This window comes from Streptomyces sp. Tue6028 (genome assembly GCF_002300165.1).
Classification (GTDB): domain Bacteria; phylum Actinomycetota; class Actinomycetes; order Streptomycetales; family Streptomycetaceae; genus Streptomyces; species Streptomyces siamensis.
Genome location: NZ_MLCE01000024.1, coordinates 36,201 through 58,138, shown reverse-complemented (window position 1 = coordinate 58,138; position 21,938 = coordinate 36,201). Strand labels below are relative to the sequence as shown.

At 70.9% G+C, this 21,938-nt stretch carries 23 protein-coding genes; 5 read left to right on the top strand and 18 right to left on the bottom strand.

Annotated features, from left to right (window positions below; all coding sequences use genetic code 11):
• Positions 1 to 1,179, bottom strand: a 1,179-nt coding sequence (locus BKI49_RS36195; RefSeq protein ID WP_179332554.1) for a hypothetical protein, incomplete at its 3' end; no start/stop codon positions are given.
• 186 nt (positions 1,180 to 1,365) lie between these two features.
• The gene (locus BKI49_RS24120; protein ID WP_095936378.1) at positions 1,366 to 2,340 is read right to left on the bottom strand and encodes a LysR substrate-binding domain-containing protein; all 975 of its coding nucleotides are present in this window, start codon (positions 2,338 to 2,340) and stop codon (positions 1,366 to 1,368) included.
• Between the two features lie 159 nt (positions 2,341 to 2,499).
• On the opposite strand from BKI49_RS24120, the gene BKI49_RS24115 reads away from it, so the two are divergent.
• Both BKI49_RS24115 and BKI49_RS24110 read left to right on the top strand, forming a co-directional pair.
• Complete coding sequence (locus BKI49_RS24115) at positions 2,500 to 3,054, top strand: peroxiredoxin (RefSeq protein WP_028804634.1); 555 nt, start codon at positions 2,500 to 2,502, stop codon at positions 3,052 to 3,054.
• A gap of 6 nt (positions 3,055 to 3,060) precedes the next feature.
• The gene (locus BKI49_RS24110; RefSeq protein WP_095936377.1) at positions 3,061 to 3,594 is read left to right on the top strand and encodes an alkyl hydroperoxide reductase; all 534 of its coding nucleotides are present in this window, start codon (positions 3,061 to 3,063) and stop codon (positions 3,592 to 3,594) included.
• A 292-nt stretch (positions 3,595 to 3,886) separates the two neighbouring features.
• Here the strand turns inward: BKI49_RS24110 and BKI49_RS24105 are convergent, their stop codons facing one another.
• From BKI49_RS24105 to BKI49_RS24090, 4 genes are all read right to left on the bottom strand, one after another.
• Positions 3,887 to 5,344: an AI-2E family transporter gene (locus BKI49_RS24105; RefSeq protein ID WP_095936376.1), complete on the bottom strand. Its 1,458-nt coding sequence runs from the start codon at positions 5,342 to 5,344 to the stop codon at positions 3,887 to 3,889.
• A 145-nt stretch (positions 5,345 to 5,489) separates the two neighbouring features.
• Positions 5,490 to 6,218: an aggregation-promoting factor C-terminal-like domain-containing protein gene (locus tag BKI49_RS24100; RefSeq protein WP_095936375.1), complete on the bottom strand. Its 729-nt coding sequence runs from the start codon at positions 6,216 to 6,218 to the stop codon at positions 5,490 to 5,492.
• A 398-nt stretch (positions 6,219 to 6,616) separates the two neighbouring features.
• Entirely contained in the window at positions 6,617 to 7,942 is a 1,326-nt protein-coding gene (locus tag BKI49_RS24095; RefSeq protein ID WP_095936374.1) for a PhoH family protein, read from the bottom strand.
• 331 nt (positions 7,943 to 8,273) lie between these two features.
• Positions 8,274 to 9,047 carry an isoprenyl transferase gene (locus BKI49_RS24090; RefSeq protein ID WP_095936373.1) on the bottom strand — a complete coding sequence of 258 codons (774 nt, stop codon included), beginning with the start codon at positions 9,045 to 9,047 and terminating at the stop codon, positions 8,274 to 8,276.
• Between the two features lie 177 nt (positions 9,048 to 9,224).
• On the opposite strand from BKI49_RS24090, the gene mgrA reads away from it, so the two are divergent.
• Together mgrA and BKI49_RS24080 are read left to right on the top strand one after the other, a co-directional pair.
• On the top strand, positions 9,225 to 10,262 hold the full coding sequence (gene mgrA, locus BKI49_RS24085; RefSeq protein ID WP_095936372.1) for an L-glyceraldehyde 3-phosphate reductase: 1,038 nt from the start codon (positions 9,225 to 9,227) through the stop codon (positions 10,260 to 10,262).
• Positions 10,263 to 10,650: 388 nt separating this feature from the next.
• The gene (locus BKI49_RS24080) at positions 10,651 to 10,986 is read left to right on the top strand and encodes a DUF192 domain-containing protein (protein WP_095936371.1); all 336 of its coding nucleotides are present in this window, start codon (positions 10,651 to 10,653) and stop codon (positions 10,984 to 10,986) included.
• Between the two features lie 200 nt (positions 10,987 to 11,186).
• Here BKI49_RS24080 and BKI49_RS24075 read toward each other — a convergent pair whose 3' ends face one another.
• The gene (locus BKI49_RS24075; RefSeq protein ID WP_095936370.1) at positions 11,187 to 11,549 is read right to left on the bottom strand and encodes a winged helix-turn-helix transcriptional regulator; all 363 of its coding nucleotides are present in this window, start codon (positions 11,547 to 11,549) and stop codon (positions 11,187 to 11,189) included.
• Between the two features lie 78 nt (positions 11,550 to 11,627).
• Here BKI49_RS24075 and BKI49_RS24070 point away from each other — a divergent pair, with 78 nt between their 5' ends.
• Positions 11,628 to 12,797, top strand: a complete 1,170-nt coding sequence (locus tag BKI49_RS24070; protein ID WP_095936369.1) for a winged helix DNA-binding domain-containing protein — start codon at positions 11,628 to 11,630, stop codon at positions 12,795 to 12,797.
• Positions 12,798 to 12,800: 3 nt separating this feature from the next.
• Here BKI49_RS24070 and BKI49_RS24065 read toward each other — a convergent pair whose 3' ends face one another.
• From BKI49_RS24065 to BKI49_RS24015, 11 genes are all read right to left on the bottom strand, one after another.
• A complete protein-coding gene (locus tag BKI49_RS24065) occupies positions 12,801 to 13,580 on the bottom strand; it encodes a class I SAM-dependent methyltransferase (RefSeq protein WP_095936368.1) in 780 nt (259 codons plus the stop codon).
• A gap of 264 nt (positions 13,581 to 13,844) precedes the next feature.
• Complete coding sequence (locus tag BKI49_RS24060) at positions 13,845 to 14,717, bottom strand: LLM class flavin-dependent oxidoreductase (RefSeq protein ID WP_095936367.1); 873 nt, start codon at positions 14,715 to 14,717, stop codon at positions 13,845 to 13,847.
• A gap of 40 nt (positions 14,718 to 14,757) precedes the next feature.
• The gene (locus BKI49_RS24055; protein ID WP_095936366.1) at positions 14,758 to 15,411 is read right to left on the bottom strand and encodes a dihydrofolate reductase family protein; all 654 of its coding nucleotides are present in this window, start codon (positions 15,409 to 15,411) and stop codon (positions 14,758 to 14,760) included.
• 119 nt (positions 15,412 to 15,530) lie between these two features.
• On the bottom strand, positions 15,531 to 16,154 hold the full coding sequence (locus BKI49_RS24050) for an OmpA family protein (RefSeq protein WP_095936365.1): 624 nt from the start codon (positions 16,152 to 16,154) through the stop codon (positions 15,531 to 15,533).
• Positions 16,155 to 16,156: 2 nt separating this feature from the next.
• Positions 16,157 to 16,753, bottom strand: coding sequence for a hypothetical protein (locus tag BKI49_RS24045; protein WP_095936364.1), 597 nt, complete (start codon positions 16,751 to 16,753; stop codon positions 16,157 to 16,159).
• A 15-nt stretch (positions 16,754 to 16,768) separates the two neighbouring features.
• Complete coding sequence (locus BKI49_RS24040; RefSeq protein ID WP_179332556.1) at positions 16,769 to 17,377, bottom strand: pilus assembly protein TadG-related protein; 609 nt, start codon at positions 17,375 to 17,377, stop codon at positions 16,769 to 16,771.
• The gene (locus BKI49_RS24035) at positions 17,374 to 17,607 is read right to left on the bottom strand and encodes a hypothetical protein (protein WP_095936363.1); all 234 of its coding nucleotides are present in this window, start codon (positions 17,605 to 17,607) and stop codon (positions 17,374 to 17,376) included. The genes BKI49_RS24040 and BKI49_RS24035 overlap by 4 nt, the downstream gene beginning before the upstream one ends.
• Positions 17,608 to 17,724: 117 nt before the next feature.
• On the bottom strand, positions 17,725 to 18,456 hold the full coding sequence (locus tag BKI49_RS24030; protein ID WP_095936362.1) for a response regulator: 732 nt from the start codon (positions 18,454 to 18,456) through the stop codon (positions 17,725 to 17,727).
• Positions 18,449 to 19,885: a sensor histidine kinase gene (locus BKI49_RS24025; RefSeq protein WP_095936361.1), complete on the bottom strand. Its 1,437-nt coding sequence runs from the start codon at positions 19,883 to 19,885 to the stop codon at positions 18,449 to 18,451. Before BKI49_RS24025 ends, BKI49_RS24030 begins: the two co-directional genes overlap by 8 nt.
• The gene (locus BKI49_RS24020; RefSeq protein ID WP_095936360.1) at positions 19,885 to 20,775 is read right to left on the bottom strand and encodes a DUF5936 domain-containing protein; all 891 of its coding nucleotides are present in this window, start codon (positions 20,773 to 20,775) and stop codon (positions 19,885 to 19,887) included. Before BKI49_RS24020 ends, BKI49_RS24025 begins: the two co-directional genes overlap by 1 nt.
• A gap of 13 nt (positions 20,776 to 20,788) precedes the next feature.
• The gene (locus BKI49_RS24015; RefSeq protein WP_095936359.1) at positions 20,789 to 21,730 is read right to left on the bottom strand and encodes a type II secretion system F family protein; all 942 of its coding nucleotides are present in this window, start codon (positions 21,728 to 21,730) and stop codon (positions 20,789 to 20,791) included.
• Positions 21,731 to 21,938: the final 208 nt, after the last annotated feature.

The following is a 21,938-nucleotide window of genomic DNA, read 5'->3' as shown; positions in this document are numbered from 1 at the left end:
AAGCTCGCCTCCGCCGCTGCCGACCCCGGACCGCTCGGCGCCCACGGGCTCGGAAAGCGTGCTGCCCTCCTGGGACCGCCCGGTGTCGACGGACCCGGCACCGGTGCTCCCGGCGTCGGACCGATCGGCGTCGGCGGGGTCCGCACCGCCGCGCACGGCCTCCGGCCGCGCGGTGCCCGCGCGCTCGGCCTCGGTGGTCCCACCCTCGGCGGAGCCACCCTCGGCGGGACCACCGTCCAAGGGCCCGGCGTCGTCGGGATCCGCGCCGCCGGACTCCTCACCGCCCGGCTCCGCGTCGGAGGGCTCGGCGTGCGTGCCGCCCGCGTCGGCGGGCTCGTCCGCCCCGGTCCGCTCGGTGTAGGTGCGCCCGGGCGTCTCCTCCGGCGGCGGACGGTGGCCCGGCGTGCCGGTGGCCGGCGGGGTCCGGGCGGCTATCGGCCCGGTGACCGGAATGCTGATCGGGGCGACGGCCCCAGAATCCCCGGCGAGCTCCAGCATGCCGTCGCCGAGCATGCGGGCCATCGCGACGGTGACGGTGTAGACACCGAGGCCGGTCGCGAAGGCGATGTCACGTGCGGTCCGCCGCCCGTCGGCGTGGGCCAGCAACTCCCGCTGGAGCTCGGGGAGAAGGGCGTCGGCGCCGTCGGCGGCCGCGGTGGGCACGGGCCGTTCGCGCTCCGGCCGCACGGGGCACGGCAGGGCGGCGACGGCGGCCAGTTTCCGTGTCGCCTCCTGGAGCAGCCGTCCGGGCGGTTCCCCCACGGCGACCGGAGCGAGCGGCTCGGCGGCGTCGAGCGGGGCACAGCCGTCGACCCGTCCGGCGACGACCGCGAAGGTCGCGTCCTGCGTGGCCATCACACAGACGACCCTGAGCTGCGCGGCCCCCGCGTACCCGTGGGCGATCAGCCCGGCCTGCGGCCAGCGCGTGCCCTCGTTCTCCCGGAGCAGCTCCGCCCACTGCTCGCCGCTGACCCGCCCGGTCCGCAGCAGCCTGGCCTCCGGCCCTGGTGCGCCGGGGCTCTCGACCGCGACGACGAGTCCGTCCCGGAGATGGAAGGCACCCCCGGGCCTGCCGGACACCCGCAGTCTCCCCGTCGCCCGCGAGTCCTGGTACTCGGTGAGGGCGTGCGACAGCAGGTCGAATCCGACCCGGCCAAGGGAATCCCGAATGCCCGACATCACTCCCCTTGGAGATTCCGACACTTCTCGAACTTCGCACAGATGCCTGATGCATCACGCTGAAGTGGAATGTGTATCAGTCCGGGGGCATATCTCAGCGAGAGTCGCACTACCTGACGGAAGTTGAAATTTCCCGTCCCTCAATAGCCTTCATCGGTCGTCCGGTTGACCGACTCTGCACCGCCGTCAGGCGTCCGCACCCAGTACCCGGACGGGTAGCGGGCACAGCGCCTCGCGCAGTGCCGCGGCGAGTTCCTCGTACTCCGTGCTCCGTGCGGCGCCCGCCCGCATGGCGAGGGCGATACGACGGGTCGGCGCCGGATCGGCGAAGTATCCGGTGAGCAGCTGGTTGCTGCGGGTCGTCTCGACCTTGACGGCGGTGCGCGGCAGCAGCGTCACGCCGAGGCCGCCGGCGACGAGCTGGACGAGCGTGGAGAGTCCGGCGGCGGTGGTGGTGACGGGAGCGTCGGCACGGCCCGCCTCACGGCAGATGTCGAGGGCCTGGTCGCGCAGGCAGTGACCCTCGTCGAGCAGCAGGAGGTTGAGTTCGCGCAGCGCTTCGCGGGGGATGCCCTCTCGGCCGCCCAGCCAGTGGTCCAGCGGGGTGACCAGTACGAAGTCCTCGTCGAACAGCGGGAGTTCGACCACTCCGGGCATCCCGAGCGGCACGGCGAGCAGCAGCAGATCGAGCCGGCCGACCGCGAGGCCCTCCAGCAGGTTCGCGGTCTGCTCCTCGTGGACCTGGAGGTCGAGGTCGGGGTAGCGGTCGTGGACGAGCCTGAGGACGGTGGGCAGGAGGTAGGGAGCGACGGTGGGGATGACGCCGAGACGCAGGGCCCCGGTGAACGGCGCCCGCACCGCCTCCGCCTCCTCCAGCAGCGCCCCGACCTCGTCGAGCACGGCCTTCGCCCGTACGGCGAGGCGCTCACCGGCGGGCGAGAGGAGCACCTTGCGCGTCGTACGCTCCAGCAGCGTCACACCGAGGGTCTCCTCCAGCACCGAGACCGCGCCGGACAAGGCGGGCTGGCTCATGCCGATCGCGGCGGCGGCATCACGGAAGTGCAGGTGCTCGGCCACGGCGGCGAAGGCGCGCAGCTGGGCGAGACTGGGCTGGCGGCGTCCGTTCCCCTTGGGGCCCGCCTTGCCGATGGGGCTCGCCATGCCCGTACCTCTTCACTCGTAGTCACTGATAGCCGTTGCCGATCAACTTGACCGAGTGTAGCTATTTCCGCAATCAATGCAGCCTGTGCCAACATCAGGTTCGTCCAACCCATGGGAAACGCCCTCAAAAGGGGTTTTTCCTCGCTGCAAGGAGAGCGTGTGCTCACTGTCGGTGACAAGTTCCCCGAGTTCGATCTGACTGCCTGTGTCTCGCTGGAGAAGGGCAAGGAGTTCGAGCAGATCAACCACAAGACCTACGAGGGCCAGTGGAAGATCGTCTTTGCGTGGCCCAAGGACTTCACCTTCGTGTGCCCGACCGAGATCGCGGCCTTCGGCAAGCTGAACGACGAGTTCGCCGACCGTGACGCCCAGGTCCTCGGCTTCTCCGGCGACTCCGAGTTCGTGCACCACGCCTGGCGCAAGGACCACGACGACCTGCGCGACCTGCCCTTCCCGATGATGGCCGACTCGAAGCACGAGCTCATGCGTGACCTCGGCATCGAGGGCGAGGACGGCTTCGCCAAGCGTGCCGTGTTCATCGTCGACCAGAACAACGAGATCCAGTTCTCCATGGTGACCGCCGGTTCCGTCGGCCGTAACCCCAAGGAGGTCCTGCGGGTCCTGGACGCCCTGCAGACCGACGAGCTGTGCCCGTGCAACTGGACCAAGGGCGAGAACACCCTCGACCCGGTCGCGCTGCTGGCCGGTGAGTGACCTTTCATGGCCCTCGACGAACTGAAGTCCGCCCTGCCGGACTACGCCAAGGACCTGCGCCTGAACCTGGGCTCGGTCATCGGCAACAGCGACCTTCCGCAGCAGCAGCTGTGGGGCACCGTGCTCGCCTGCGCCATCGCGTCGCGGTCCCCGCGCGTGCTGCGTGAGCTGGAGCCGGAGGCGAAGGCCCAGCTGTCGCCTGAGGCGTACACCGCCGCCAAGGCCGCGGCCGCCGTCATGGCGATGAACAACGTCTTCTACCGGACGCGGCACCTGCTCTCCGACCCGGAGTACGGGACGCTGCGGGCCGGTCTGAGGATGAACGTCATCGGCAACCCCGGTGTCGAGAAGGTCGACTTCGAGCTCTGGTCGCTCGCCGTGTCCGCCGTGAACGGCTGCGGGCAGTGCCTCGACTCGCACGAGCAGGTCCTCCGCAAGGCCGGTGTCGACCGGGAGACGATCCAGGAAGCGTTCAAGATCGCTGCGGTGGTTCAGGCCGTCGCCACGACGCTGGACGCCGAGGCGGTCCTCGCCGGCTGATCCTCCGGGTTCCCCCTTTGCCCCGTCCACCGTCCCCGGTGGGCGGGGCGAGGTGTTTTCGCCCCCGCCGCCCCTGCCCGTCCCTTGTCCCTGGTGGCTCCGCCCCCAGACCCCCGCATCGGCCTGACGGCCTCGTCCTCAATCGCCGGACGGGCTCACATCGGCTCCCCTCCCCGGTACACATCCGACCGGCGCCGGAGACTCCAGACCGGACGGCGCCGAAGACTCCCAGCCCGTCCGGCGTTTGAGGACGAGGCCGTTCAGGCCGATGGCTCGATAGGCGCGGGGACCGCTACGGCGTCGGGGAACCCGCGGAGGCCGCGTCCACCGCGGTGGCGCCCCGCGGCTCCGGAGCGTGGCGGCGGGACGCCTCCTGGGCGTACGAACGCAGGTACACCACCACGGTGTTGGTGACCGCGACGAGCGGCACCGCGACCACCGCTCCGCCGATCCCGGCGACCATGCCGCCCGCGGCGACGGACAGCACCACGGCCAGCGGATGCACCCGTACGGCCCGGCCGAGGATGAACGGCTGGAGGATGTGCCCCTCGATCTGCTGCACGGCGAGCACGACGACCAGCGTCATGACCGCGGTGAAGACGCCCTGCGTCACCAGCGCCACGACGACCGCCAGCGCGCCGGAGATCACCGCGCCCACGAGCGGGATGAACGCGCCGAGGAAGATGAACACGGCGAGCGGCACGGCCATCGGCACGTCGAGGAAGTAGATGCCGAGGCCGATGAAGGTGGCGTCGATCAGCGCGACGATCACCGTGCCCCGGACGTACGCCGTCAGGGTGCGCCACGCCCGCGGGCCCGCTCCCGCGACGCCGGGCCGGGCGGCGGCCGGGACGAGCTTGAGCGTCCACTGCCAGATGCGCTTGCCGTCGTAGAGGAGGAAGAGGGTCGAGAACATCGTCAGGAGGATGCCGGTGAGGGCCTCGACGATGACGGTCACGCCTTCGAGGCCCGCCGAGGTGATCTGGTCGGTGTTCGCGCCGACCGCTTCGCGCAGGTTCTTCGCGATCTCGTTGATCTGCTTGTCCGTCACATGGAACGGGCTGTTGAGGAGCCACTTGCGCAACTCGTCGATGCCGTCCTGGATCTGGTCGGAGAGGTTGTCGATGTTCTCCTGGACCTGCCAGACCACGAACCAGCCGACCAGCCCCATGATGACGAAGCCGAGGATCGCGGTGAGCGCGGTGGCCAGGCCGCGCGGCACGCCGACGCGCTTGAGGCGGGCCACGGTCGGCTGGAGCAGCGCGGTGATGAGCAGCGCCGCCACGAAGGCGAGGACCACGAGCTGTACGGCGCTGATGACCCGCATCAGCACCCAGACGGTCCCCGCGAGCACGAGCAGCCGCCAGCCGGCCTCGGCCGCGACACGCACCCCCCACGGCACGGCCAGCGCCGGGTCGGGACGTCCGGCCGCCACGGGACCGTACGCGACCGGCGCGGGTGCGGAAGTGCCGGTGGTGTCGCCGCCGGTGGAGTCGTGCCCGGCGCCGTCGGCGGGGCGGTGGTCCTCAGGGGCGGTCACCGGGTGGTCGCCGGTCGCCGACCCGGCGGTCCCGGATCCGGGCCGCGCGTCCTCGGGGGCTCTTCTCACATGCGGGACTTCCGGTCCGTCCTCCGTGGACAGGGAGCCCTGGGACTCCTTCTCCACTTCGGCGCGGCGTTCGTCCAACCGCTCCCCCAGCTCGGACAGTCCGGCGCCCAGCCGGCCGAGCCACCCTGGCACTCGCGACATGATCCGTCCTCTTCCCCCGTTGCGCCCCACCACTCCCCCCTGGAGTCGTCGGCTCCGACCGTACATGGCCGAAGCCCCTCCCCCTAGGACGGGGAGGGGCTTCGCAAGGTTGAGCGGTTCGAGCGGCCGACGTGCGGCCCGGTGCTCAGTACCAGTTGTTCTGCTGCCAGAACGACCAGGCCTCACAGGGGCTGCCGTACCGGCTGTCCATGTAGTTGAGGCCCCACTTGATCTGGGTGGCCGGGTTCGTCTGCCAGTCGGAACCGACCGACGACATCTTCGAACCGGGCAGTGCCTGGAAGAGACCGTAGGCGCCGGAGGAGGCGTTGACCGCCTTGTAGTTCCAGCTGGACTCGTGGTCCACGATGTTGCTGAAGCACTGGAACTGGCCGGACGGCACCATCTGGCGTGCCATCGCCTGGATCTGCGCGACGGTGTACGAGCTCTGGACGGAGAAGCTGGAGGCGTCACGCGTCGCGGAGCGGCTGGCCGCTTCCTGCGCCGCCTTGCGCTCCTTGGCTTCCTTCTCCGCCTTCTCCGCCGCCTTCTCCGCTGCCTGCTGCTTCGCGACGGCGTCCTCGGCGGCCTGCTTGCGGGCAGCCTCCTCGGCGTCCTTCTTGGCGCTCGCGTCGGCGGCGATCGCCTGCGCGTCGGCCTGCTGCGTCAGCGAAGCGGTCTGCACCTGGGCCTGCTGGCCCGCGGGTATGTCCGCGAGGAGGGTCGAGTCGCTTGCCGTCGCCTCGGCGTCGTTCGAGGGCTGGGCGGTGCTGCCCGAGGCAACTCCGACGACGCTTCCGACAGCGGTGACCGCGGTGGCCGAGGCCACTGCGAATCCCCGGACCGAAATCCGGCTCACACGGTTTCCTTCCAGCATCGCCCGCTTAGGTGACCCTCGCGGACGCAATCGTGCCCCTTGGCGCTGGCCTCCCAACTGCGGGGTCACGGGAGGCACGGGCCCGGTGGGCAACTCCCGCGAGGGGAGCGCCGCGTGGTGCGCGGGCGGCATACGACGGCTCTATGGAGTTCTGAGGTTCCTGTTGTGCCGTACCGCTGGGGGTACAGGTGTGTCGTATGCGGGGCCTGACAGGAGTGAGACTCTGCCGTAACCGGACGCCGCAAGGCAATTCTGTGTTGCGTGTGAAAGCTCACACCTCGTTTGCCCCAGAAGTTTTACGGAAACGAGCACACGCCAAGACGCCGCCCGGCTAGGCTCTTCGCCTTTGCCGGACGGCGCCAACTACCGTGTATCCGCCACCCTTTGAACAGGTGGGGTCAGATCTGCCCGTCCTCCAGCATTTCGGTCACAAGGGCTGCAATCTGGGACCTCTCGGACCGATTGAGGGTGACATGCGCAAAGAGCGGATGCCCCTTCAACTTCTCCACGACGGCGACGACTCCGTCGTACCGGCCGACACGCAGATTGTCCCTTTGTGCCACGTCATGGGTGAGAACGACCCGGGAATTCGCCCCGATCCGTGACAGCACGGTCAGCAGGACGTTCCGTTCCAGGGACTGCGCCTCGTCCACGATCACGAAGGCGTCGTGGAGGGAGCGGCCCCGGATGTGGGTGAGCGGCAGGACCTCCAGCATGCCGCGCGCCGTGACCTCTTCGATGACCTCGCGGCTGGTGACCGCGGAGAGCGTGTCGAAGACCGCCTGCGCCCAGGGGCCCATCTTCTCGGACTCGGAGCCGGGCAGATAGCCGAGCTCCTGCCCGCCGACCGCGTACAGCGGGCGGAAGACCATCACCTTCTGGTGCTGGCGCCGTTCCAGGACGGCCTCCAGGCCCGCGCACAGCGCGAGCGCGGACTTGCCGGTGCCGGCCCGGCCGCCCATCGACACGATCCCCACCTCGGGGTCGAGCAGCAGGTCGAGCGCGATGCGCTGCTCGGCGCTGCGGCCCTTGATGCCGAAGGCCTCCCGGTCGCCGCGCACCAGCCGGACGTTGCCCTCGGAGGTGACACGGCCGAGGGCCTTGCCACGCTCCGACTGGATCGTCAGGCCCGTGTGGACGGGCAGGTCGGCCGCTTCGGGCACATACGCGTGGCCCTCTTCGAAGAGGATGTCCACCTGCTCGCCGGACAGGGTCAGTTCGGACATTCCGGTCCAGCCGGAGGAGCCCGTGATGGCGAGTTCCGCGCGGTACTCCTCGGCGAGGAGACCGACGGAGGACGCCTTGATCCTGAGCGGCAGGTCCTTCGAGACGACGGTGACGTCGTACCCCTCGGCCTGCAGGTTGCGGGCGACCGCCAGGATGCGGGAGTCGTTGTCCCCCAGGCGGTACCCGCTGGGCAGGACGCTGGGGTCCGAGTGGTTGAGCTCGACGCGTACGGTCCCGCCGAGGTCCCCGATCGGGATGGGGGAGTCGAGGCGGCCGTGCCGTACCCGGAACTCGTCGAGCAGGCGGAGGGCCTGCCGGGCGAAGTAGCCGAGTTCGGGATGGTGCCGCTTGGCCTCCAGCTCCGTGACCACGACGATCGGGAGCACGACCTCGTGCTCGTCGAAGCGGCTCAGGGCGTTGGGGTCGGCCAGCAGGACGCTGGTGTCGAGAACATAGGTGCGCCGGTCTGGCTTGTGGCGCTTTGTGCTGGTCACCACGGAAGGACGTACCCCCTCGGATGAGGTCGGGGAGCGACGAAGGAGATCTGGACCGGTCTCGGGCACCGATGCGCGGGCCGAAAACCGGCCCTCCGCTTCGTCCGTACTGACCGCACGGTCGGGCTGGTGCAAAGGGCCTCCCGGGCGGACGGCCCCGTGCCGTCCGCTGAGATACGACACCCGTGGTTCGGGCATCGACCTGGAAGGCTTATGCCCTTTAACGAGCCACGCCATGCCACGGCATATGACGGCGCGTTCGTTAACTCCAGATGACGTGCGTCCCGTCCCGCGGTCCGGGACGTCCTTCACCGGCCGTGGGGCCGGCCCCCGATCAGCCGCCGTACCGCCGGTGACGGGCCGCGTAGTCGCGCAGGGCACGTAGGAAGTCGACCTTGCGGAAGGCCGGCCAGAAGACTTCGCAGAAGTAGTACTCGGAGTGGGCGGTCTGCCAGAGCATGAATCCGGACAGCCGCTGCTCGCCGCTCGTGCGGATCACCAGGTCCGGATCCGGCTGGGCCCCGGTGTAGAGGTGCTTGCCGATGGCGTCGACGTCGACCGCGTCGGCGAGGTCCTCCATCGAGGTGCCCTTGTCGGCGGCGTCGAGGATCATCGAGCGCACGGCGTCGGCGATCTCCTGGCGGCCGCCGTACCCGATGGCGACATTGACGAGTATCCCGTCGACGTGCGCGGTGGACTCCTCGGCCTCCTTGAGGACCGTCTGCATCTGCGGGGGCAGCAGGTCGAGCGTGCCCACGTGGTGCACGCGCCAGCGGCCGTCGGCGGCGAGGGTGCGGACGACGCCCTCGATGATGCCGAGCAGCGGGACGAGCTCCTCCTGCGGACGGTCGAAGTTGTCCGTGGACAGCAGCCACAGGGTGACGACCCCGACGTCGGTCTCGGAGCACCAGCCGAGGAACTCCTCGATCTTGTCCGCTCCGGCCCGGTGCCCCTGCGCGGTCGTGGAACCCGCCGCCTTGGCCCAGCGCCGGTTGCCGTCCATGATGACGCCGATGTGCTTGGGCACCTGGTCGTGGTCGAGGTGGCCTTCCACCCTGCGTGCATAGAACCTGACCAGCAGACGGCGCAGGTTTTCGCGCAGGTTCACGTGTTGTCAGCCCCTCCGTGTGGAAGTGACAGGTGCGCGGCTGAGCGCAAGCCCTGTCCATATGGCGGTCCCCGTCGGCGAAGCCTACCCCCGGAGCACGCCTGCCCGGGGAACACCCCCGGGCGTCCGGCCGGGCCGTCACCCGGGGCGCCGTCGGCCTGTCGTAGTTTCGTATGCATGAACGACATGTCTGCATACCGCGCCGCAACGGAGCGGTACGACTCGATGGAATACCGCCGTACGGGGCACAGCGGCCTCAAGCTGCCCGCCGTCTCGCTGGGCCTGTGGCACAACTTCGGCGACGACCGTTCGCTCGACTCCCAGCGCGCGATCCTGCGCCGCGCGTTCGACCTGGGCGTCACCCACTTCGACCTCGCCAACAACTACGGTCCGCCGCCCGGTTCCGCCGAGCTCAACTTCGGCAAGCTGCTCCGCCAGGACTTCGCTCCGTACCGTGACGAGCTGGTCATCTCCACCAAGGCGGGCTACCTCATGCACCCCGGGCCCTACGGCGAGTGGGGTTCGCGCAAGTACCTGCTGTCGTCCCTGGACGCCTCGCTGAAGCGGATGGGCGTGGAGTACGTCGACATCTTCTACTCGCACCGCTTCGATCCGGACACCCCGCTGGAGGAGACGATGGGCGCGCTCGCGTCCGCCGTGCAGCAGGGCAAGGCGCTGTACGTGGGCGTGTCGTCGTACACCGCCGAGCAGACCGCCGAAGCGGCCCGCATCCTCACCGGGATGGGCGTCCGCCCGCTCATCCACCAGCCCTCGTACTCGATGATCAACCGCTGGACCGAGGAGGACGGTCTGCTCGACACGCTGGAGGACGCCGGCATGGGCTGCATCTCCTTCGTGCCGCTGGCGCAGGGCCTGCTGACGGGCAAGTACCTCAAGGGCATCCCGGAGGGCTCGCGTGCCACGCAGGGCAAGTCGCTGGACCCGAACCTCCTCAGCGACGAGGTGGTCCGCCGGCTGAACGGGCTGAACGACATCGCGGCCCGCCGCGGCCAGTCCCTCGCCCAGCTCGCGCTCACCTGGGTGCTGCGCGACGAGCGGATGACCTCGGCCCTGATCGGCGCGTCCAGCGTGGCGCAGCTGGAGGAGAACGTGGCGGCGCTGGCCGCCCCGAAGCTGACGGACGAGGAGCTGAAGGAGATCGACACGTTCGCCGTGTCGACGCCGGGGACGAACATCTGGGCCGGTCGGCGCTGAGTCACCGCCGTCGGCGCGTACGACGGCCGGGGCGCACGGGGGGCGCCCGCCGGGCCGTCGGCCGCGGACATGAAAAACGGGCCGGTCCGTGGGGGGGAGACGGACCGGCCCGAGGGGGGGTTTCCACCATAACCCTTCGTAAGTGATGCTGCGTGCATCGGCGTGCCACAACTACTCTCCGAAACCGTCCGGCGACGCCACGGTGGGGGCGGAATCTCTGATTCAGGGCCTGATCATGGCCGAATCGCAACTGATTCCAAGGGATTCGCGAAGGATCCGCGAAGATCCGATGGGCACGCCCCCGGCCGCGCCGACCCGCCGCGACGTAGTCCACGCGGGTGACGGGCGCCCCGCCCGAGCGTTTGACGCGGCCGCTAGCTTCGCACCCATGGCCACCTTCACGACGGAGCGGACGACCGGGCCGGTGCCGCTGGAGCTCGCCCTGTCGGCGCGCGCCCGGCGCCGGGGACTGCTCGGTCGCGACGGGATCGAGGGCGCACTGCTGCTCAGTCCGGCGAGCTCGGTGCACACGTTCGGGATGCGGTTCGCGATCGATGTCGCCTACCTGGACCGCGACTCCCGGGTCCTCGCGGTGCGCACGATGCCTCCGGGGCGCGTGGGCCTGCCCCGGCCACGGGCCCGGCACGTCCTGGAGGCGGAGGCCGGGGCGATGGAACGGTGGGGCGTACGGCCCGGGGTGCGGGTCACGGTGCGGCACCCCTGACCGCGCGTCAGGAATGAAGGCAGCACCGCGCAGCCCCCTCCTCTGCGCGGTGCCACACGCGCAGCTTTGCTCACGCGAATTACCTTGGTCTGAACTTACGTGAGGCGAACATTCGAAGCGAGTCACCCTCGATAACGATGTGGAAACCCTGTGCCGGTTCCGTGTCACTGCTCGGGACATCCGACATATGGACCCTCATCTCACGCGCCAGATGCCGCATGGGGATGTTTTCGGTCAATCAGCTCACCCATGTGTCGATCACCCCATTCCCCCAGCGGCAGCAGTGCGGTGTTGAGCGTCTCCCCCAGCTCGGTCAGTGAGTACTCGACGCGGGGCGGGACCTCCCCGTACACCTCCCGGTGCACGATCCCGTCGGCCTCCAGTTCGCGCAGCTGCTGGCTGAGCACCTTCTCGCTGACCCCCTGGACGTGGCGGCGCAGCTCTCCGAAGCGGAGGGTCCCGCCGACGTGCAGCGCCCACAGGATCATCGGCTTCCACTTGCCCCCCACGACGTCCACGGCGGCATCGAGACCGCAGGTGTAGGGGCCCTTGCCCTTCGACATGGTCAACTCCTCGGCGGATGCGCCGCCTTCGACGGAAGCGGACAGAATCTGGCCTCTTTCCCGCCTAACGTCGTCCGCATGACCTTGAGGATCACATGGGACGAGGCGAGCGCGCGGCGTATGGAGCGACAGTTCCTGGCCGTTCCCGCGCCGGCCGGGACACCGCTCGCGGGGGTGGTCGGCGCGATGCTCGGCGCGCACGCGCAGATCCTGTCGGCGGCGGAGATGTCGGTCGGTGTGCGCGCGGACGGGGTGACACGGGCGGACGTGCGCACGGCGCTGTGGGAGGACCGGTCGCTGGTGAAGACGTTCGGTCCGCGTGGCACCCTGCATCTGCTGCCGACCGCGGAACTTCCCTTCTGGACGGCCGCGTTGACCGCGATCCCCGCCGGCCCGAGCGCGTCCGCCCCCGGTGCCCGGCTGACCGCGGCGCAGGCGGACGAGGTCGTCGCGGCGATCGGCGACGCCCTCGACGGCACCTGCCTCACCGTCGACGAGCTGAGCGAGGAGGTCGTACGGCGCGCCGGACCCTGGGCCGGCGACCTCGTGATGCCCGCCTTCCAGGGGATGTGGCCGCGCTGGCGGCAGGTGATGCACCGGGCGGGCCAGCGGGGCGCGCTGTGCCTCGGCCCGAACAGGGGCCGCAAGGTCACCTACACCCGGCCGCCGCACTTCACGCCGCTCGACACGGACGAGACGGCCGCTCGCGCGCAGGGGATCGCCCGGCTCGTCCACCGCTATCTGACCGCGTACGGTCCCGCGACCCCGGCACACTTCGCCAAATGGGCTGCCGCGCCGCGCGGTTGGGCCGGCGAGCTGTTCGCCTCGCTGGCCGCGAGCGGGGAGATCGAGGAGGTCGACTTCCTGGACGGCCCGGCGTGGGTCGTGGCGGGCGACACGGAGTTCCCGCAGGAGCCGGTGCGCGGGGTGCGACTGCTGCCGTACTTCGACGCGTACGGCATCGCGGTCCAGCCGCGCGAGGTGCTGTTCCCCGGGGCGGCGTACCGACGCGCCCTTGCCCGCGGCCAGGCCGGCAACCATCCCGTCCTGCTCGTCGACGGCGTGGTCGCCGGCGTCTGGCACCAGCGGCGCCAAGGCCGGCGCACCACGGTCACGGTCGAGCCGCTGGGCGAGCTGACGGCCGCCGCCGAGCGGGAGCTCGCCGGGTGCGTGGAGCGGATCGGCGAGGTCCTGGAGGCGACGCCGGAACTGGTGGTCGGAACGGTGACCGCGGGACCGCACGCCTGACCCTTACGCCGTCTTGCGCGCCTCGATCAGGAAGCGGGCGCTGTGGGTGACGAACGGGCCCTCCGCCTCGATCCGTTCGTGCAGCGAGCGCAGCAGGGGCCGGTACGCGTCGACGGTGAAGCCGGGCACCATCCAGATCACCTTGCGCAGGAAGTGGACGACGGCCCCGATGTCGAAGAACTCGATGCGCAGCCGCTCCGCCCGCAGGTCCACCACGTCGAGCCCGGCGGCCTCGGCGGCGGCCCGGGCACGCTCCGGGTCACGGGCGTTCTTCCGCTCCTCCGGCTGCGGTCCGAGGAAGTACTCGACGAGTTCCACGGCGCTCGCGGGGCCGATCTGCTGGGAGAAGTAGGTGCCGCCGGGGCGCAGGACCCGGGCGATCTCCGCCCAGTACGTGTCCACGGGATGACGGCTGGTGACCAGGTCGAAGGCCTCGGCCGCGAACGGGAGCGGCGCCTCCTCCGGGGAGGCGACGACCACCGCGCCGCGCGGGTGCAGCAGGGCGGTGGCCCGGGCGACGTTCGGCGGCCAGCCCTCGGTCGCCACCATGATCGGCGGCAACTGCGGCGCGGAGTCCAGGACTTCACCGCCGCCGGTCTGGATGTCCAGCGCGGCCGTCGCGCCGGCCAGTCGCTCCCCCATCGCCTTCGCGTACCCCCAGGAGGGTCGCTCCTCCGTGGCACGGCCCTCGAACCAGGAGAAGTCCCAGCCGTCGACGGAGACGGCTGCGGCCTCGGCGACGAGGTCCTCGAAGGTGCGGCTGCTGTTGTCCATGGCGGGCATCCTCCCAGCGGCCGCGTGCCGGAGCGACGCAATTTCCCCGGCGGCACCGCCGGTGGCCGCTGCTGCGTTCCGGGCATGACGACGAACCCGGGAACCGTCCAGGTGCCGTGCACCGGCGGTGAGGAGACGGCACGCGCGCCGGGCACATGGACGCCGTGCGGGAGCTGATCGACGGGGCTACGGGCGACCACCGGCCCCGGTGAGACGGGCCGGGAGCCGACGGCCTGCCCGGGACCGCCACGCCCGCGCCCCGACGCGGCTCCCTCAGCGGACGAGGGGGCGCACCTCGCGCGCGGCGAAGCGGATGAAGCCCTCGGGGTCGGGCTCATCGGCGGTGGGCTGGAGGACCACGGTGTCGGCGCCCGCGTCCGCGAGGCGCCGCACGGCCTCGGCGACGGCCTTGGCGTCCCCGGCGGCTCCGTGGTCCGGCACCGGGTTCTCGCCGTCGGCCTCGATCTCGGCGCGCAGCCGGGCGGCGGCGCCCGGCCCGGTGGCGGTGAGGAGGTAGACGACCACCGGGTGGTGTCCCGTGCGGCCCGCCGCCCGCCGGCCCTCGTCGATGAGGAGGCGGGCACGGCGTACGCCTTCGGGGGTGGTGGAGGCGGTGAGGATGGTGCCGTCGGCGGCCTCGCCCGCGAGCCGGAGCGTGCGCGGTCCGGTGGCACCCGTGAACACCTCGGGCACCTCCGCGGGCGGCCAGTCCAGCGCGACGCCGTCGAGCTTCACGTACCGTCCGTCCGTGGTCACCCGCTCGCCCCGCAGCAGGGCGCGCAGGGCCTCGAGGTGCTCGCGCAGCAGGGTCACGGGCGACTCGGCCCGCGCGCCGACCTGCCCCATCCAGTCCTGGACGCCGTGGCCCACGCCGAGCACCGCGCGCCCCGGGAACAGGCGGTGCAGCGTGGCGGCCTCCATCGCGGTGACCGCGACGTTCCGCAGGGGGACGGGCAGCAGGCCCACGCCCACCCGCAGCCGTTCCGTCCAGGCGAGCGCGGCCGAGACGGCGGAGACACCGCCTTCGAGGAAGCAGTCCTCCCACAGCCACAGTTCTTCGAGGCCCTCGGAGTCCGCCAGTCGCGCGAGGGAACAGAGTCGCTCGGGAGGCAGTTGGGGCCGGAACACGGCACCGAGTCCAGTCATACGGCCTTCCTACCGAGGGCGGGTGTCACGGACAACCGCATTACGCCTCGGCGGTGTTGTCGCCGTCGCCGGCTTCGGCACCCTTGACCCCGACTTCGGTCCCGGCCTCCGTCCCGCTGACCGCGGTGTCCGCATCGGCGCGCTCGTACCGCAGCAGTACGACTCCATTGCCGAAGGGCCGTGACTCGACGAGCCGGAGCCGGGTCACCGTGTCCGCCTCCGAGAAGAGGCGCCTGCCCCGGCCGAGCAGCACCGGGTGCACGTACACCCGGAACTCGTCGACGAGGCCGTGCCGCATGAACTCGGCGGCCAGCTCGGCCCCGCCGAGCCCCAGGTCGCCCAGCGACCGCTCCTTCAGTTCCCGGATGCTCTCGGGCACGACCTCCGGCACGATCGTGGTGTGCCACTCGGCCCGCTCCAGCGTCCGCGAGAACACCACCTTGGGGATGTTCCGCCAGATCCGGGCGAACTCCACCATCGTGGGCGGGCTGTCGGGGTCCTTGTCGGCCGTCGGCCAGAACGCGGCCATCAGCTCGTACGTCACGCGCCCGCTCAGCAGGGCGCCCATGTGCCGGATCTCCTCGTTGAAGTGCGCGTGCAGTTCCTCGTCGACGAGATGCCAGTCGATCTCGCGGTTCGGTCCCTCGAAGAATCCGTCGAGGGACACCGACATCATCAGGATGATCTTTGGCACGGGGTCGTCACCTCACCGAAGGCGGACGTCGGGGTTCTGGGGCGCCTCATTGTCACTCCCCCACAGCCGTCCCGGGCCCTACGGCGCCCCGACGGCGCGGCGCCGCCACCTGCCGTGCCTCAGCCGCCCCGCGGGAACGTCACCTCCACACGGCGGTTCTTCCTGCGGCCCTGCTCCGAGGTGTTGTCTGCGATCGGGTAGTCCTCGCTGTAGCCCCGCACCTCGAAGGTGATGTCCGTCGAGCCGAGGTCCGCGGCCAGGACGTCGTGGACGGCCTCCGCACGCTTCTTCGACAGGGTCAGCCCGTGCGCGTAGGAGCCGAGGTTGTCGGTGAAGCCGAAGACCCGGACGGTCGTCGCCTTCTGCGCCTTGATCTCGTCCGCGATCGCCTGGATCCGGGAACGGGCCTCCGGGTTCAGCTTCGAACTGTCCTTGGGGAAGAGCACCTCCGCCTGGAGCGCGAACGACACGTCCTCGTTCGTGTCCTCCCGGCGCTCCTCCCCGCCGAGGTCCTCCACGACGGACTTGATGTCCAGCACCTTCGCGGGCGCGAGCGTGGCGCCGTCGGCGAGCTTCAGCCCGGGGCTGTTGGCGTCCACTTCGGGGGGTGGGGAGGTGGTGACGCTGCCGGGCGGGGCGCTGGGGTCGTCGTCGTCCGCATGGGCCGGTCCACCGGTGAGCACCAGCGTGGCGAGCACGGCGAATGCCGTGAGGACGTGCGGGGCACGGGGGGTGGGGGCCATGGTTACTCGCCCTCGGAGAGCTGAATGGAAGTGGGCGGCAACGAGCCCACCTGGAAGTTCACTTGATTCGTGCCCTCGGGCGGAGCAGGGAACTGCGCGAACCAGCTGGTCGAGTCGCCCGGCCTCACCCGAGCGAACTTGGTGCACAGGCACCGGCCAGTGGTGTCGCGCAGGACGAGGTACTTCTTCTTCCCCTTCTCGTCCACCAGGCTCGCACCGGAAAGCGAACCTCCATTGCTGGCCAATTCCGTCTCGTTGCTCTGCCAGTCGGCACCCAGCCAGGAGCTGCTCCCACCGTTCGTCACCTGGCCGGACACCGTGACAAACCCGCCTTGATCACGCTGTGCGGAGGTGATTGTGACGGTGATGTCGCCGTCCTTCGCTGTCGCCAGCACCCTGTCCGCAGACGGTTCCTGCGACTGCTTCTGGCCGCCCCCGTCATCCTTGCCGGACGAGGAGGGCGCAGAGGACTCCGCCTTCGACTTGCCGTCGTCGTCGCTGCCGCCTCCGCCGCAGCCCGTCACCGTCAGGAGCAAGCCACTCAGGACCGCCGCCGCGCTCAGTGCACTGCGGCCCCTCATGGTGTGCCGAAAGTCCATGGGTACGGGTTCCTCTCACTCGGCCAGTCGCACGGAGAACAGCACGGACGCGTCCGGGAGGTCGTCCGGATCGAAGTCCCCGGGATCTATGTTCACGATCTCCCCGTCACAGGTCAGTTCGACGGGTTTCTCGGGATCCGCGTCCGGATCGAAATCGCAACGCGGCTTGATGATGGCGACGGCGTGGGCCGTGGCCCGCTTGTTCTCCGTGCCGGGAATGATCGAGTCGCCGACCGTGTAGTTCGTCTGGATGTCGGCCTGATACCCGGGATAGCCGTTCTTCGTGACGGGCTGTACGCCTTGGAGCGTCGAGTCGTTCTCCGCGGCCAGCTGCTGGGCCGCGGCCGCCGCACCCGTGCCGGGGAGGTCCTGGCCGCCGTCCAGCCAGTCGAGCCAGTCGTCGTCCTGGCCGATGGCATCCGTCAGGCGGTCGATCAATTCGTCGCGGGCATCCTGTGCCGCCGCCAACGCCGCAGCGTCCGCCGCGGATTGAGCTCCATTGCGGGCGGACGCTGCCTGGGCGAACGCGAAGAAGGCGAGCGCGGCGAAGAGCAGAATCCCCGTCAGCCAGATGTAGATCGGGAGAGTCTGCCCTCGGTCGCTACGCGCTACGTGTGAGGTCAGCCGCCGCCGACCACGCGGTCGACCGCGTCCCCGATCGCACCCGAGATCAGCCCGTCCAGCCCCAGCTGATCGATCAGCGTGAAGATCCCCGCAATGATGATCATCAGGCCCGCATACTCCACGAACCCGGCCCCGACGTCCCGCTTCCGGCCGCGCATCCGGTCGGAGACCGTGCTCGCCCAGGTTTCCACGCGAACCGTCGCCCTGAGCTTCCAGTCCTTCGTCACCACGGCCCCTGCCCTCCCACCCGACGCCACAATCACCGACCCGTGCACCGTACGTGAGAGTGCGCCTACTGCGAGTGGGCCCAGGGGCCCAACTTCCCCGGCGCGGAGCGAGGGGCGGCGTCATCGGGTCCACCCCTCGCGCGTCGTGCCCAGCCACTGGGCGATCGCTTCGCTGCGCGAGGAAGCGTACAGCTTTGCGAAGATGCGGTTGATGTGATTCTTGACGGTCTTCTCGCTGATGAAGCAGGCGGCGGCGATCTGCTGGTTGTTCATGCCGGACGCTATGAGATCCATGACCTCCACCTCCCTTGAACTCAGGCCGAAGTCGGTCTGGTCGGGGGCGCGGCGGTGCAACCCCGCCGCGTGTGCGAGTCGAGCCTTCGACGACTGTGCCACAACCGATTGCAGATGCGAAGAGATTTCGTTCGGTTCGTGCGAAACGCTGGGCGAAACCGAGCCAGTGGGCCGCCCCGCCCGCACATCCCGTACCGCGGTGATGAGTTCGGCGGCGGTGAACTCTCCGTGGACGAGGTATCCGGAGGCGCCGCGGCGCAGCGCTTCGGCCACCACCTCGGGTTCGCGGCTGTAGGTCAGCATCATCACGGGGGCGAGCCGGGACAGCCGGGGCAGGGCCGTGAGGCCGTCCGTGCCGGGCATGCGGACGTCGAGGAGGACGACGTCCGGGCGCAGGCGGGCGGCGGATTCGAGGGCCTCGTCGCCGTCCGCCGCCGCGGCGACGACGTCGATGTCGGGGTGGCCGCCCAGCAGGGCGGTGAGTCCCGCCCGGACGACCGGGTTGTCGTCGGCCACGAGTACGCGCAGGGGCGGGCCGGAGAGTGCCTGGTCAGGCATGAGCGGCCTCCTGTCGGGGGGTGTGGGGGGCGGCTGCGGGGAGCGGGAGCGTCAGGTGGATCTCGGTGCCTCCCTGCAGGGGCCGGCGCAGCAGGAGGCGAGCGCCGAGGGTGGCGGCCCGTTCCGTCATGCCGAGCAGACCGAAGTGGCCGGTTCTCGTCAGGTCGGCGAGGTCGTCGAGGGTCGCTCCGGGAGGAAGGCCGGACCCGTCGTCCCGTATCCGGATCACGAACTCGTGCTCGGAGACGTCGAGTTCGACGGTCGCGCGGGTGGCGTGGGCGTGGCGGTGGACGTTCTCCAGGGCTTCGGACGCGATCGCCAGGACGTGTCGGGCGGTGGTGCGGGGCAGGACGGGCGGGCCGCCCCGGTGCCGCAGGTCCGTGGCGAGGTGCGTGCGGGCCTGGAAGTCGGCCGTACGGGTGCGGAGTTCGGGGAGGAGGTCCGTGTCGGGCGGTGCGGTCAGGTCGGTGTGACGGCGCAGGTCGCAGAGCAGGGCCCGGGACTCGCCGGCCGCGAGGCGTGCCGCGTCCGCCACCGTCGCCGCCTGGCGCTTGAGCGTGGCGGGGTCGCCGGAGTCCGCGGATCCGGCCAGTGCGTCGGCCGCGAGTGCGAGACCGTGCAGGGTCTTGGCGACCGAGTCGTGCATCTCCCGGGCGAGGCGGGCCCGTTCGGACTCCACGGCCTCCGCGACGGCGAGCCGGGAGGTGGCCTCGGCCAGTGCCTGGCTGGCGGTGCCGAACCGGAACATCAGGTTGCGCAGGGTGACGCCGATGATGCCGGCGCCGATGCAGAAGCCGGCGATGAGGAGGGTGTTGGCCCCCGCTCCGGGGCGGTGTTCCCAGGCCCGGAAGACGGTGAGGAGGACGATCAGCTGGAGTCCGGTGAAGACGCCGCTGCCGCGCCAGCCGTAGAGGAGGCCCGACAGGAGGGGGGTGCAGACGGTCGCGTACGCGAGCGGTGAGGCGGGCGACGCGGTGAGCAGGAGTACCGCTCCGAAGGTCAGGTCGACGGCCATCAGGGTGGGGTGGGCCAGCAGCCGGGGGCCGAAGCGCTCCCAGTCCCTGAGCATGGCGTACGAGCCCATGACGCCGAGGACGGCGGCGGCGAGGACCGCGTAGCGCGGCGGGCCGTCGGCCGCGTTCGTCATGGCGAAGGGGGCGCCGATGGCGATGGCGGCCAGCCGTACGGCGAAGGCCTGGCGGCACAGGGCCTGGAGTGCGTTGAGCTGGAGGCGCACGCTGCCGGGGGGCGGTGCGTCGTCCGCCAGGTACCCGGCGCCGCCGCCCTTGGGCCAGCCGGGGCGGAGGCGGCCGGCGAGGCGGCGGAGGCCGGTGGCCGCTCGGAGGATCCGTCGCCCGGCGAGGCCCGTACGGGGCCGGCGGCCGTGGGCCGGGGGGTGGACGCCCGCACGGGCGCGGAGGCCGTTCATCAGCGGCCCAGGATCGAGCCGAAGTCGGTGCCCGACCCGAGGAACATGCCGGTCGCGATGAGGATCATCGTCGCGGGGAGCATGAAGACGAGGGTCACCATGGTCGCCTTGGGGATGGTCTTGGCGGCACGCCGCCGGGCGTTCTGGGCGTCGGTGCGGCGCATGTCCGTGGCGAGCTGGATGAGGGTCTCGGCGATCGGGGAGCCGAGTTCCTCGCCCTGCTGGAGGGCGGAGACGAACTGGGAGACCTGTTCGGAGGAGTTGCGCCTGCGCAGTTCGTCGAACGCCTGGCGGCGGCTGACGCCCATGTCCATCTGGCGCAGGGTGATGCGCAGTTCGTCCGCCCACGGGCCCTCGTACTTCTCGGCGACCCGGTCGAGGGCCTGGCGGAAGCCGAGGCCGGCGGAGACCACGACGGCGAGGACGTCGAGGAAGTCGGGGAGGGTGCGGTCGATGACCTCCTTGCGTTCGCGGACGGCCTGCCAGATGAGAGCGTCGGCGGCCAGCAGGCCGAAGGCGAGGGCCAGCGCGGCGAAGAGGAGCTGGCCGTTGGAGAGGAAGACGAAGGCGAGGACGACGCCGAAGATGCCGTAGACGGCGCGGCGGGCCGCGTAGCGGTTGAGGGTCAGGCCGCCGGGGTTGCCCGCCATGTCGATGCGGCGGCGCTTGGCGTCGACGCGGCGGGGGCCCATCAGGCGCAGCACCGCGGGCGCGAAGCGCATGCCGAGGCGGTCGACGGCCGAGTCGGCCTTGGAGACGCGGCTCGCGCCGACCTCCAGGGCGAGGGAGAGGTCGCTGGGGAGTCGGGCGTCGGCGCGGATCATGCGGATGCCCAGGAGGACGCCCGCGACGGCCGCGCCCATCAGGACGGCGAGCAGCAGCGGCAGCATGGTGATCCCTCCCTCACACTTCGATCTTGCCGAGGCGGCGGATGACGAAGAAGCCGACGGTGTAGAGGCCGAGGGCGAGCAGGACGAGCCCCTGGCCGAGCGGGGAGCCGGTGACGCGGGCGAGGGCTCCCTCGTTCGACGAGTTGATCAGCACCAGTGAGCCGACGCCGAGGAAGGGGACGGTGAAGGCGGTCGCGTTCACCTCGGAGAGCATGGTGCGGACCTCGCGGCGGGTCTCCTTGCGGTCCTCCAGGGTCTGGGTGAGGTTGCGCAGGGAGCTGACGACCGAGCCGCCCGCCTTGTTGGCGAGGACGAGGGTGGTGACGAGGACGATCAGCTCACGGGAGGGGAGGCGTTCGGAGAGCTCGGCGAGGGCGTCGTCGACGGTCCTGCCCAGCGTCAGCTGGTGTGCGACGTGGGCGAGTTCCTCGCCGGCCGGGGCCTCCAGTTCCTCGGCCGCCATGGCGAGGGCGGTGCGCAGGGCGAGTCCGGCAGCGGTCGCGTTCGCCAGCAGGCGGGCCACGTCGGGCAGTTGGTTGATGAAGGCCTCGATGCGTTTCTGGCGTTGCCAGTTGAGGAAGATGGCGGCGCTCCAGATGCCCACGAGCGCGGCGATCGGGCCGAAGAAGGGGGCGAGGGTGGCGGCCGCGATCAGCCAGAGGGCGACGACGACGGCGGTGACGTAGGTGAAGAACTCCCCTGCCGTCAGGTCGAGTCCGGTCGCGGACAGGCGCAGGTGGATCGTGCGGCCGAGGCGGGTGCGGCGCAGCCGGCGGTCGATGCCCGCGAAGCGGCGTACCCGGCCTGCCGCGGTGCGCAGCGGGCCGCCGCCGGAGAGCCGGTCGACGAGTGCCTGGCGCTGGGCGCGGCCTGAGGCGAACGTGTGGACGCCCGCGACGGCGAGGGTGCCGCACAGCACGGTCGCGCCGAGGGCGAGGAGGGCGGGGTTGTTCACGACTCGCTCCTCTCGGTCGTGGACGGCTTGCGGTGATCTGCCCGGTGCTTCCCGGTCGTGGGCGGCGTCCGACGGTCTGTCGGGTGCTTCCCGGTCGTGGACGGCGTCCGACGGTCTGCCCGGTGCTTCCCGGTCGTGGGCGGCGTCCGACGGTCTGTCGGGTGCTTCCCGGTCGTGCGCGGCGTCCGACGGTCTGTCGGGTGCTTCC